Source organism: Erythrobacter sp. HI0063 (assembly GCF_001635685.1).
Classification (GTDB): Bacteria; Pseudomonadota; Alphaproteobacteria; order Sphingomonadales; family Sphingomonadaceae; genus Qipengyuania.
The window spans coordinates 18736-29445 of sequence record NZ_LWFF01000261.1 but is presented as its reverse complement, the minus strand read 5'-3'; the positions used below and the strand labels follow the sequence as shown (position 1 = coordinate 29445).

At 64.2% G+C, this 10710-nt stretch carries 13 protein-coding genes and 1 pseudogene; 10 read left to right on the top strand and 4 right to left on the bottom strand.

The window, feature by feature from the left end; genetic code table 11:
- The 3 genes and pseudogenes from A3736_RS17580 to A3736_RS08340 all read left to right on the top strand — a co-directional run.
- Positions 1–284, top strand: a pseudogene (locus tag A3736_RS17580) (hypothetical protein); the annotation flags it as partial.
- 58 nt (positions 285–342) lie between these two features.
- Positions 343–783 (top strand): thioesterase family protein, encoded by a 441-nt coding sequence (locus tag A3736_RS08345; RefSeq protein WP_067681562.1) that lies wholly within the window; start codon positions 343–345, stop codon positions 781–783.
- Positions 776–2098: a homoserine dehydrogenase gene (locus A3736_RS08340; RefSeq protein WP_067681559.1), complete on the top strand. Its 1323-nt coding sequence runs from the start codon at positions 776–778 to the stop codon at positions 2096–2098. Before A3736_RS08345 ends, A3736_RS08340 begins: the two co-directional genes overlap by 8 nt.
- On the opposite strand, the gene A3736_RS17575 is transcribed toward A3736_RS08340, so the two are convergent.
- On the bottom strand, positions 2058–2753 hold the full coding sequence (locus A3736_RS17575; protein ID WP_197465550.1) for a hypothetical protein: 696 nt from the start codon (positions 2751–2753) through the stop codon (positions 2058–2060). The two genes, A3736_RS08340 and A3736_RS17575, sit on opposite strands and share 41 nt — an antisense overlap.
- 57 nt (positions 2754–2810) lie before the next feature.
- Between A3736_RS17575 and glpX the strand changes: the two genes are divergently transcribed.
- Both glpX and A3736_RS08325 read left to right on the top strand, forming a co-directional pair.
- A complete protein-coding gene (gene glpX, locus A3736_RS08330) occupies positions 2811–3794 on the top strand; it encodes a class II fructose-bisphosphatase (protein ID WP_067681552.1) in 984 nt (327 codons plus the stop codon).
- Positions 3795–3887: 93 nt separating this feature from the next.
- Positions 3888–4823, top strand: a complete 936-nt coding sequence (locus tag A3736_RS08325) for a ribose-phosphate pyrophosphokinase (RefSeq protein ID WP_067681549.1) — start codon at positions 3888–3890, stop codon at positions 4821–4823.
- Between the two features lie 9 nt (positions 4824–4832).
- On the opposite strand, the gene A3736_RS08320 is transcribed toward A3736_RS08325, so the two are convergent.
- Entirely contained in the window at positions 4833–5831 is a 999-nt protein-coding gene (locus A3736_RS08320) for a helix-turn-helix domain-containing protein (RefSeq protein ID WP_082851387.1), read from the bottom strand.
- A gap of 199 nt (positions 5832–6030) precedes the next feature.
- Here A3736_RS08320 and A3736_RS08315 point away from each other — a divergent pair, with 199 nt between their 5' ends.
- On the top strand, positions 6031–6837 hold the full coding sequence (locus tag A3736_RS08315; protein ID WP_067681546.1) for an inositol monophosphatase family protein: 807 nt from the start codon (positions 6031–6033) through the stop codon (positions 6835–6837).
- 1 nt (position 6838) lies between these two features.
- On the opposite strand, the gene A3736_RS08310 is transcribed toward A3736_RS08315, so the two are convergent.
- A complete protein-coding gene (locus A3736_RS08310; protein WP_067681543.1) occupies positions 6839–7546 on the bottom strand; it encodes a bacteriorhodopsin in 708 nt (235 codons plus the stop codon).
- Between the two features lie 93 nt (positions 7547–7639).
- On the opposite strand from A3736_RS08310, the gene A3736_RS08305 reads away from it, so the two are divergent.
- Both A3736_RS08305 and A3736_RS08300 read left to right on the top strand, forming a co-directional pair.
- Entirely contained in the window at positions 7640–8419 is a 780-nt protein-coding gene (locus A3736_RS08305; protein ID WP_067681540.1) for an SDR family NAD(P)-dependent oxidoreductase, read from the top strand.
- Positions 8420–8435: 16 nt separating this feature from the next.
- The gene (locus tag A3736_RS08300) at positions 8436–9176 is read left to right on the top strand and encodes an SDR family oxidoreductase (protein WP_067681537.1); all 741 of its coding nucleotides are present in this window, start codon (positions 8436–8438) and stop codon (positions 9174–9176) included.
- Positions 9177–9194: 18 nt separating this feature from the next.
- Here the strand turns inward: A3736_RS08300 and A3736_RS08295 are convergent, their stop codons facing one another.
- A complete protein-coding gene (locus A3736_RS08295) occupies positions 9195–9842 on the bottom strand; it encodes a hypothetical protein (RefSeq protein WP_067681534.1) in 648 nt (215 codons plus the stop codon).
- 197 nt (positions 9843–10039) lie between these two features.
- Between A3736_RS08295 and rpmI the strand changes: the two genes are divergently transcribed.
- Both rpmI and rplT read left to right on the top strand, forming a co-directional pair.
- Positions 10040–10243, top strand: a complete 204-nt coding sequence (rpmI, locus tag A3736_RS08290) for a 50S ribosomal protein L35 (RefSeq protein ID WP_067681531.1) — start codon at positions 10040–10042, stop codon at positions 10241–10243.
- 59 nt (positions 10244–10302) lie between these two features.
- Complete coding sequence (gene rplT / locus A3736_RS08285) at positions 10303–10662, top strand: 50S ribosomal protein L20 (protein WP_067681528.1); 360 nt, start codon at positions 10303–10305, stop codon at positions 10660–10662.
- Positions 10663–10710 lie beyond the last annotated feature (48 nt).

Below are 10710 nucleotides of genomic sequence, written 5' to 3'. Positions count from 1 at the left end.
ACACGGCGAATGACGGGCCGGTTTCGATCACCGTCGTGCGCCGTCCGGGGATGGAACCGCGCTGGGGCGTGTCGTGGACCGAGATCGTCGACCAGGCGGCGCGACCGCCGCGCACCGGTACTCTCGAATGGTATCGCCTTGCCTGCGCTTTGCCACGCACTCTGCCTGCCGAGGCGAATCTGTCGCGCGATGCGGAAAGCCGCGCGCGCGCCGCGGAGGATTACAGTTACGTGATCAGCCGCCTCGGCGCGTGCGAGCGACGGCGCGGTTCGAACCAGAGCTAGGGCTGCGGCAAGACAAACTGGTTCCCACCCTGCCGCACGCTCGGCTAGGCGCGGCGGCATGGCAGATCCGTTTTCCCATCGTTTCCGCGTGCGCTATTCCGAAGTCGATCCCCAGGCGGTCGTCTTCAATTCGCGCTATCTCGAATATGCCGATGTCGTCGTGTCGGAGTTCTTCCGGGCGCGCCGCGCCGAAGGCATGCCCGACATCGAATTCCACATCCGCAAGGCCGAGGTCGATTATCTGCGCCCGATTCGGCTGGAGGAACTAGTCGAGGGACGGCTGACGGTCCTGCGGATCGGCAATTCGAGCATGCAGATGCGGATCGAACTCCATGGGGCCGGCGAGACTTCCGGAGAAAACGATCTGCGCGCCGAGATCGCGCTGGTCCAGGTCCATATCGATCTCGACAGCGGAGAGCCGCGCCGCATCCCCGATACCGTGCGACAGGCTTTCGGACCCTATATCGCCGAAACCGCAAAGGAGACGGTCGATGTCTGAGGCCGCCGCGAAACCCCTGCGCATCGCGCTCGCCGGACTGGGCACGGTCGGGGCGGGCGTCCTGCGCCTGCTTGAAACCAATCGCGCCGTGGTGGAAGCGCGGGCGGGACGGCCACTCGAAATCGTCGCGGTCAGCGCGCGAGATCGCCAACGCGATCGCGGTGTCGATCTGTCGCCCTATGCCTGGTGCGACGACATGACCACGCTGGCGGAGCGTGACGATGTCGATGTGGTGGTCGAGCTCGTCGGCGGGTCGGACGGCCCGGCGTTGGCGCTGGCGCGCCGCACGCTCGATGCGGGCAAGTCGCTGGTCACGGCCAACAAGGCGATGGTCGCGCATCATGGGATGGCGCTGGCCGAAGCGGCCGCCATCGGCGGCGCTGCGCTCAAGTTCGAAGCGGCGGTCGCGGGCGGCATTCCGGTGGTGAAGGGATTGCGCGAAGGGGCAGCGGCGAACGCGATCGAGCGCGTATCGGGCATTCTCAACGGCACCTGCAATTTCATCCTGACGCATATGGAAAAGAGCGGCGCGGATTTCGGTGCCGTCCTGTCCGAAGCGCAAGCCAAGGGCTATGCCGAGGCGGATCCCGCCTTCGACATCGAAGGGGTGGACGCGGCGCACAAGCTCGCCATCCTGGCCGCGATCGGCTTCGGCGCGCGAATCGATTTCGACGCGGTTTCGGTGACGGGCATCACGCAAGTACGCGCCGCCGACATCGCTCGCGCCGACACGCTTGGCTTCGTCATCCGCCTCGTCGGTATCGCCGATTGCGATATGGCGGAAGACGGATCGCCCCGCCTGCTCCAGCGCGTGCGCCCCTGCCTTGTGCCCAAGCACCACCCGCTCGCCCATGTCGACGGGCCGACCAATGCCGTGGTGGCGGAAGGGAATTTCTCCGGCCGCCTGCTGTTCCAGGGTGCCGGCGCAGGCGACGGGCCGACCGCGAGTGCGGTCGTTTCCGACCTGATCGACATCGCGCGCGGCGATATCGGCGCGCCGTTCTCGGTCCCGGTTTCGGACCTTGTCGCCATGGCGCCTGCCGATCCCGGCCACCGTGTGGGGCGCGACTATATCCGCTTCACCGTCACCGATCGTCCCGGCGTCCTTGCCGAGATCACCGCCGCGATGCGCGACGCCGATGTCTCGATCGAAAGCCTGATACAGCAGGGCCGCGATCAGGACGGGGGCGAAGTGCTGGTGGCCATGGTCACGCATGAAGGCCCCGAACGCTGCGTCGCCAAGGCGCTCGACCTGCTCGACGGGTCGGACAGCCTTACTGCGGCGCCGCTGGTGCTGCCGATCCTTCGGGACTGACGGGCGCGGCCTCGTCCTCGTCCGCAAAATCGGGCGGGGGAGGCAGATCGAGCGTGTCGGCGTTCTGCGCAGGCGGCAGCGGCAGGCGCGGCCCGTCGCGACCGAGCGGCGGGAGGCCGCGCGCGATCCGGTCTGCATCCGATCCCGGCGGCGCTTCGGGCAGAGCCGCGAAATCGACCACGATCGCAGGCGGAGGAGGGCATTTCTGCAGGCCCGGTATGCACAGGCCACCAATCGTCGGCGCACCGCGAAAGATGCCGGGCCCTGCGACATCGACCGGATCGGCCCCGCGCGTTTCGGCGGCATAGCGTTCTTCCCAGGCCTTTTTGTCGAAGCCGTAGGTAGCGGTATCGTCCCGCGACCTTCGGCAGACGACGATCTCGCCCGAAATCAGCGTCGCTTCGTCGGTCTCGCTGCAATTTTCGAGCTCGCCTTCCGCATTCTCGCTGGCAATCTCACGGCTCTGGGCGAGAAGATCGACTCGTTCGGGCGGGCTTGCCTGCGTGGGCGACGCGATCGGTTCGGCCTGCTGGGCGGCGAGGGCGACGGGCGCGGCGAGAAACAAGAAGGTGATCGCGGATAACGGCAACCTTCGCCCGATCTGGCCGGTTCGAAACGGTATGCGCACCAGCCCTGGCGCCGATTGTCTCGACAAGCCCATCCTCCCTGTCTACTCCGCCGCGCAAAGACCGCTTTGGGGACTGAACCGGCCATGAACTCGACCACCGACACTGCTCGCAATCCGCTCGACCGTATCCTCGTGCTCGAAATGGTCCGCGTGACCGAGGCGGCGGCGGTCGCGGCTTCCAAGCTGATCGGGCGGGGCGATGAAAAGGCCGCCGACGCTGCCGCGGTCGAAGCGATGCGCCAGGCTTTCGATGAGCTGTATATGGACGGCACGGTCGTGATCGGGGAAGGCGAGCGCGACGAGGCGCCGATGCTATATATCGGCGAAAAGGTCGGCGGCGCGCCGGGTAAGGGGCCCAAGATCGACATCGCGCTCGATCCGCTCGAAGGCACGACCATCACTGCCAAGGCCGGGCCGAACTCGCTGGCCGTGCTGGCGGCGGCGGGCGAAGGCGATCTTCTGAACGCGCCCGACGTCTATATGGACAAACTGGCAGTGGGGCCGGGCTATCCCGACGGGATCATCGACCTCGCCAAATCGCCGACCGAAAACGTGAAGGCAGTCGCCAAAGCCAAGGGCGTGGAGCCGGGCGAGATCATCGTCTGCGTGCTCGACCGGCCGCGCCATGCCGATCTCATCGCCGAATTGCGCGCGCTGGGCTGCGGTGTGGTGCTGATCGGCGATGGCGACGTGGCAGGCGTGATCGCGGTGACCGACGAGGACACCACGATCGATATGTATATGGGCCAGGGCGGCGCACCCGAAGGCGTGCTGGCGGCGGCGGCTCTGCGCTGCGTCGGCGGGCAGTTCAACGGACGGCTGGTGTTCCGCAACGATGACGAGAAGGCGCGCGCGGCGAAGTGGGGGATCGAGGATCTCGACCGGATCTATACGCGTGACGATCTGGTGAAGGGGGACTGCATCTTCGCCGCCACCGGCGTCACCAGCGGATCCCTGCTCGAAGGTGTGAAATATCGCCGCAACGGCAAAATGACGACCGAAAGCGTGGTGATGCGCGCGAGCTCGGGCACCGTCAGATGGATCAAGGGCGAACATCAGGCGAAGTAGGCCGATGGGGGCAAAAACCGCCCCTATGTTGCAATACGATGTCGCTCGGCTAGGCGGGGCGCGAGACCGCGCTACGTAAGGATTCGCTCCCACATGAAGATCATGGCCGCCAATTCGAATCTGCCGCTCGCCCGGGCGATCGCAGGCTATCTCGAAATGCCGCTGGTGGATGCCGGCGTGCGCCGCTTCGCCGACGAGGAGATCTTCGTCGAAATCCACGAAAACGTGCGCGGCGAAGACGTGTTCGTGGTCCAGTCGACGAGCTTTCCGGCCAACGACAATCTCATGGAATTGCTGATCTGCATCGATGCGCTGAAGCGCGCCTCGGCCCGGCGGATCACGGCGGTGGTGCCCTATTTCGGCTATGCGCGGCAGGACCGCAAGCCCGGCCCGCGCACGCCGATCTCGGCCAAGCTGGTCGCCAATCTGATCACCCATGCGGGCGCGGACCGCGTGCTGGCCGTGGATCTTCACGCCGGGCAGATCCAGGGCTTCTTCGATATCCCGACCGATAACCTCTATGCCGCGCCGGTGATGGCGGCCGATATCCAGGCGCGCTATGGCGATCAGGATCTGATGGTCGTCAGCCCGGATGTCGGCGGCGTGGTGCGCGCCCGCGCGCTGGCCAAGCGGCTCGACAACGCGCCGCTCGCCATCGTCGACAAGAGGCGCGATCGACCGGGCGAATCGGAGGTGATGAACATCATCGGCGATGTGCAGGGGCGCCACTGCATCCTGATCGACGATATCGTCGATTCGGGCGGCACGCTCTGCAATGCGGCGCAGGCTTTGCTCGATCAGGGGGCCAGCAGCGTGGCGGCCTACATCACGCACGGTGTCCTGTCGGGCAGCGCAGTGGCGCGCGTCGACAAATCGGCGCTCAAGGAACTGGTCATCACCGATTCGATCCGCGCGACCGACGATGCGGTGGATTCGGACCGCATCCGCATTCTCACCATCGCGCCGCTGATCGGCGAAGCGGTGCGCCGGATCGCGGACGAAAGCTCGGTCAGCTCGCTCTTCGACTGAGCGCTTCTGTCAGCGCGGCCGGATTTCCATCCGCGGATCGCGCCACGGGGCGGGCTTGTCCGGCGAGAGGCGCTTCAACGCCTCCATCCGGCGCGACTGGCGGATCTCCAGATTGAGCATCAGCAGCGGATTGCTCTCTTCGCGCAATTGGCGCGGAGTCCGGTCGAAGAAATGGCGGATTTCGCGGATCTGATGCGACTGGTCGAAATAGCGCAGCCTCATTTCCGCCTCTTCCTCGCTCATCGCCACGCCCATTAAGGCCGCAGCGAGATCGAGCGCGCGGGCCCGGCGCATGACCTGTTTCGGCGTCAGCCCGTAAGCCTTGCGCACCACCCGTTCCACGGTGCGGATCGACACGTCGTTCGCTTCGGCGAAGTCCTGAAGCGTGAAATCCGGGTCCGCAAGCGTGCAGGTTTCGAACTCCAGCGCGATGCGATCCGGGCGCGGAGGCGTCACCTCTTGGAAATAGCGCCCGAAATCGCGCGCGAACGTGTCGTACCAGACCTGCGGCGGCGCTGCGAAATCGAACAGCGAGGCGAAATGACCGCGCCCCATGAGTTCGTCGAAATCCATGACGCGATCGACGATTTCGCTCTGCGCCGGTGCGCCGAGCGCCTGCGCACCGCCGACCCCGAGATAAATGCTGATGACCTTGAAAGAGCCGTCGACCGATGTTCGCATGACCTTGCTCTGCGGGCCGAAATACAGCGCCATGCCTTTCTCGCCCGGAGCGAAGACGCGCGGCCCATCGGCTGTCAGGGCGGTCCAGGTGCCGCCGTGGCAAACCCGGATGGCCGCATGATCGCCAAGGATCCCGCCTTCGAGCACTTCGTTATCGGGCTTTTCCGCATGGGTGGCGGCAAACCAGCCCACCCACGGCCGCAGATCGCGTGCGGGAGCAACATTATACGCGAGCGCATTGCCATCGTGTGCCCTGCCCGTGCGCCCGATCAGAGGCGTGTGTTGAGGCGGATCGTTCGATACTCTCTTCTTGCGCAGCGTCGCCATTTCCAACCCCCAGCTAGAAATCGCCGATTAGGCTCCAAGCATCCTGTCCAAGACCCAGCGGTGTCGAATTCGTACAAATTTTGACAGTAATCAAGACCGCTCGTGGAGAGTGAATGATCCGGTATGAACCTATCGAAGGGGCGTTTCGCAACTGCGCGGTGCGGCTTGCACGGCGCGCTTGCGCTGCTAGGCGCTGGGCATGCCATCTTTCCAGAACCAGTCGCCCGACCGCGACGACCTCAAGCTCGCTCACCGCCTCGCCGATGCGGCGGGCGAAGCGATTCGCCCCCTGTTTCGCGGAAACTGGGACAGCGAGCGCAAGGCGGATCGTTCGCCCGTCACCGAAGCGGATCGCGCCGCCGAGGCGGCGATTCGCGCCATTCTCGAAGCGGAGCGGCCCGATGACGGCATTCTGGGTGAGGAATACGGCCTGACTCGCGAAAATGCCGGGCGCCGCTGGGTGCTCGATCCCATCGACGGGACGATCAGCTTCATGGCGGGGCGCCCGATCTTCGGGACGCTGATCGCGCTTTTGCAGGATGGCTGGCCGATACTCGGCGTGATCGATCAGCCGATCGGCCGCGAGCGCTGGGCCGGTCAGATCGGGGGAGGAACCACTTTCAACGGCAAGCCCGTCACCGCCCGCACCTGCCCCTCGCTCGACGGGGCGGTTCTCGCCACCAGCAGCCCGCATTATTTCGGCCGGGACGAGGCCGATGGCTATATGAAGCTGGCAGGCGCGGTGGGCGGAAACGAGCGGCAGGCCACCATCGTCTATGGCGGGGACTGCTACAATTACGGCCTGCTGGCGAGCGGCCACATCGACATCGTGTGCGAGGCGGGGATGGCGATCTACGATTACGCCGCCCTGGTGCCGATCGTCGAAGGGGCGGGCGGCACCATGTCCGACTGGCAGGGCAATCCGCTCGACGCCGACAGCGACGGGACGGTGCTCGCCCTTGGCGATCCGGCACGCCTTGACGACGTGCTGGATGCCATGGGGTGATTCAGCCGTAGCGGCGGGTCTGTTCCGGGGTCCCGTCGGGGAGAGCCTTGAAACGCGCGGTGGCGACGAAGCCGTAAACGACCTTGGCCGTCACATCGAGCACCAGGATCAGCCAAAGGCTAGCCGTGCCGCTCAGGATACCCAGCCATTCCGGTCCGATCGCGAACGCCACGGGATAGACCAGCCAGACCACGGTCAGGAAGACGAGGTTCCCGCGATAGACGTTCTCCATCGCCCCGCCGAGATTTTCGCCGATATCGCGCACCGGCTTCCAAAGGATGTAGAGCACGCCCGCAAAGGCGGCACAGGACCACGCGAACCAGATCAGCTTCTGCGTCGGATCCTCGGTGAGCGCGGCGACCAGGCCGGTCGCGACCATGATAACGTCGAGCACGATGGCGGGCAGGATATAGGTGGAGTGGCGCGGATGTTCGTGCAGCCCGGTCAGGATCAGCCCGGTGAGCAGGATCGGTGTCGTCACCGACCAGTCCAGATAGCGCGGGAAATAGATCGTCGTGCTGCCGATCTCGATCACGCCCGTGCCCAGCGTCATCGCCAGATAGGCGGTCGCCGCGATAAAGGGGACAAGGGAATGAAATTGGGTGTGGTGGCGGAACTCGCGCCGTTTATCGCCGTGAAGGAAGATCGCCACGCTACCAAGTGACATGACGATGAAACCGATCAGCAGCGGTATTTGTTCGGGCGTCATGGCAATCTCTCCTTTGTTAGATAATCTCGCAACGCAAGATTTCGGGTTTGGTTGCGGCACGATGAATGAGAATCCCGCAAGAGGAGTTGCGCGATGCAGGATAGCAAGCAGACGATAATGATCACCGGCGCAGGCAACGGAATCGGGCGCGCCGCGCTGCTCCATTTTCACGGCCTCAGCTGGCGCGTCATTGGCCTCGATCTGGACGACGATGCCTTAAGCGAGTTGCGCGACACTCTGCCGGGCGACACGGCGCTGCTGCTGGCCTGCGATGTCGGCAAGGAAAAACCGGTCGCGGAGGCGTTAGAGAGCATTGCGGACTGGATCGGCGAGGATGCGATCCACTGTCTGGTCAACAATAGCGGCATTGCCGATCCGTATTCGGGGCCGCTCGAAGATCTGTCGCTGGAAAAATGGCAGGCCTGGATCGACGCTTCGCTGACCGCCGCTTTCCTCGTCAGCCGTTCCGCGATTCCGTTTCTGCGCCGGGCTGCCGGGAACGGTGGCAGCGCGAGCGTGGTCAACATCTCCTCCACCCGTGCGGTGATGAGCGAGCCCGAAAGCTATGCCTATGCTTCGGCCAAGGGCGGGCTCGACGCCCTGACCCACGCCATGGCGGTGACGCTGGGCCCCGATATTCGCGTCAACGCGATCCGCCCCGGCTGGATCGAGACCGGCCCGTGGCAGAAGAAGGAGGACCGCTCGAACCCCGACCACCGCGACATCGACCGCGGTCAGCACCCGGCGGGCCGGATCGGGGAGCCGCAGGACATTGCGGAGGCCATCCAGTATCTCCACGAGGCTGGCTTCGTTACCGGCCAGCATCTGAACGTCGATGGTGGCATGACGGTGAAGATGATCTACGAACATTGAGAGAGCGGGCATTGAGATGAGTGACAGGCTGAGGGGCAAGCGCGCACTGGTGACCGGCGCGGCGCGCGGGATCGGCTTCGCGATTGCGCAAAGGCTGGCGGACGAGGGCGCCGAGGTGCTGCTGAACGGGCGCGACGGCGATGCGCTGGCGGATGCGGCGGCACGCATCGGCGATCGCGCGCAGGCAATGCCTTTCGACATAGCCGACGATGCCGCCACCGCCGCCGCTTTCGGGAGGCTGAGCGAGGGCGGGCTGGACATTCTCGTCAACAATGTCGGTCAGCGCGATCGCCGTCCGCTCGACGAACTGGCCCGCGCCGACATGGCGGCGCTGCTTGCGGTGAACCTCGTCGCACCCTTCGATCTCGCTCGCCGGGCAGCCGCGATCATGAAGCCGCGCGGGTTCGGGCGCATCGTCAACATCACGTCTATCGCTGCCGATATCGCGCGCGGCGACGTGCTCTATACGGCTAGCAAGGGCGGGCTCGCCGCGCTGACCCGCGCGCTGGCGGCCGAATTGGGCGGTAGCGGTATCACGGTCAATTCGGTCGCGCCGGGCTATTTCGCCACGGAGGCGAATGCGGACATGGTGGCGGACCAAGATGTCGCCGCGCATCTCCAGCGCCGGACATCGCTCGGGCGCTGGGGCCAGCCGGACGAGGTCGCGGGCGCGGTCGCCTATCTCGTTTCGGACGATGCGGCCTATGTCACCGGCCATTCGCTCGCCGTCGACGGAGGCTATCTTAGCCACTTCTGACTCGCAGCTCTAAGACGCCTAATTCATTTTCCAGTGATCTAATTTGGCGCGGACGAAATCCACGAATTGCTCGGCGTACTCAAGGTTCTCGCCGTGAAGCTGAAACGAGTATTCGAAGCCGTTACGCCGAATGCTGAAGAGGCAGGTGTGATATTCTCCACCATCTTGCGTCTCGGATATCATACAGGCGGGCGGTAGCATATCGTTTCGCTTCCAATCGCCTTCTTCATCCAAAAGGTCGAACATTCCTCGGCTTCCAACGTCCCAAAAGAAATTGGTTTGACCATAGCGAGTTAGCTTATCAGACGTCGTCGCACGCTGGACATTGGTGACGAGCGCCGATTGGAAGTTCGATTTGTCGGGAACACGTTCCACGACCACACTAGGGCTCGCATCTACGGGTCCGATATACCCTTGGGTTTTCGCCTTGAAACCGGGGATTGCAGCAGCAACTTCCGCGCCCGCGAATACTAATCCGATCTGATTGGCGTCCGATGCTAGAGCACCGCCATAGGTAAAGGTCACGTATTCACCCGCGAAGGTGTTCATCAGCAGATTTTCCGCCGGAATATCGTAGCGATCAACTTCTTCGGTTGCGGCCGTTGCCTTGAAAGCACCTAAGAACAGAAGGATTAGCAATCCACTGGAGATGACGATTTTTCTCATAGGTGCAGATCTAACGCAATGACGGTCTCAGGGTAAAGGAGCCGAATGAAGCCGGGATGGATGACGGCTCAAATGACTTGCGTTTGGCCCGTAAAACGCTATGTCGCGCGCCTTCACTGACACGTGATTCATCTGCCTGCCTGGCGACAAGGGCTGCCAGGGCCGGTTCGGACGTGTCTCTGCCATAGGAGATGAAAATGCCCAAGCTGAAGACCAAGAGCGGTGTGAAGAAACGCTTCAAATTCACCGCCACCGGCAAGGTCAAGCATGGTGTCGCGGGCAAGCGCCACCGTTTGATGAGCCATAGCGCAAAGTATATCCGCCAGCGTCGCGGCACCGAGGTGATGGCCGACTGCGACGTCGGTCACGTCAAGCTCTGGGCGCCCTACGGCCTCAAGTGACGCATTGGCCGCGCGGCCTCGTGGCTGCGCGCCTTTCCAGATCATAAGGATATACTGATATGCCTCGCATCAAACGCGGCGTCACCACGCGCCAGAAGCACAAGCGGCTCCTAGACCAGGCCAAGGGCTATCGCGGCCGCCGCAAGAACACCATCCGCGTCGCGCGCCAGGCGGTCGAAAAGGCCGGCCAGTACGCCTATCGCGACCGCAAGGTTAAGAAGCGCACGTTCCGCGCCCTGTGGATCCAGCGCATCAACGCCGCCGTCCGCGCCGAAGGCCTGACCTATTCGCAGTTCATGCACGGCGTGAAGCTGGCCGGGATCGAGCTCGATCGCAAGGTCATGGCCGATCTCGCCATGAACGAAGCAGGCGCGTTCAGCGGCATCATCAAGCAGGCGAAGGACGCGCTTCCCGCCTGATTGGGCCGCCTGACCTGCTGAATTGAATTAAGAGGAAGCGCCATTCCC

Bases quoted from the DNA above. Each gene is read 5' to 3' on its own strand.
- A3736_RS08345 (WP_067681562.1), top strand. From the start codon at position 343: ATGGCAGATCCGTTTTCCCATCGTTTCCGCGTGCGCTATTCCGAAGTC.
- A3736_RS08340 (WP_067681559.1), top strand. From the start codon at position 776: ATGTCTGAGGCCGCCGCGAAACCCCTGCGCATCGCGCTCGCCGGACTG.
- glpX (WP_067681552.1), top strand. From the start codon at position 2,811: ATGAACTCGACCACCGACACTGCTCGCAATCCGCTCGACCGTATCCTC.
- A3736_RS08325 (WP_067681549.1), top strand. From the start codon at position 3,888: ATGAAGATCATGGCCGCCAATTCGAATCTGCCGCTCGCCCGGGCGATC.
- A3736_RS08320 (WP_082851387.1), bottom strand. From the start codon at position 5,831: ATGGCGACGCTGCGCAAGAAGAGAGTATCGAACGATCCGCCTCAACAC.
- A3736_RS08315 (WP_067681546.1), top strand. From the start codon at position 6,031: ATGCCATCTTTCCAGAACCAGTCGCCCGACCGCGACGACCTCAAGCTC.
- A3736_RS08310 (WP_067681543.1), bottom strand. From the start codon at position 7,546: ATGACGCCCGAACAAATACCGCTGCTGATCGGTTTCATCGTCATGTCA.
- A3736_RS08305 (WP_067681540.1), top strand. From the start codon at position 7,640: ATGCAGGATAGCAAGCAGACGATAATGATCACCGGCGCAGGCAACGGA.
- A3736_RS08300 (WP_067681537.1), top strand. From the start codon at position 8,436: ATGAGTGACAGGCTGAGGGGCAAGCGCGCACTGGTGACCGGCGCGGCG.
- A3736_RS08295 (WP_067681534.1), bottom strand. From the start codon at position 9,842: ATGAGAAAAATCGTCATCTCCAGTGGATTGCTAATCCTTCTGTTCTTA.
- rpmI (WP_067681531.1), top strand. From the start codon at position 10,040: ATGCCCAAGCTGAAGACCAAGAGCGGTGTGAAGAAACGCTTCAAATTC.
- rplT (WP_067681528.1), top strand. From the start codon at position 10,303: ATGCCTCGCATCAAACGCGGCGTCACCACGCGCCAGAAGCACAAGCGG.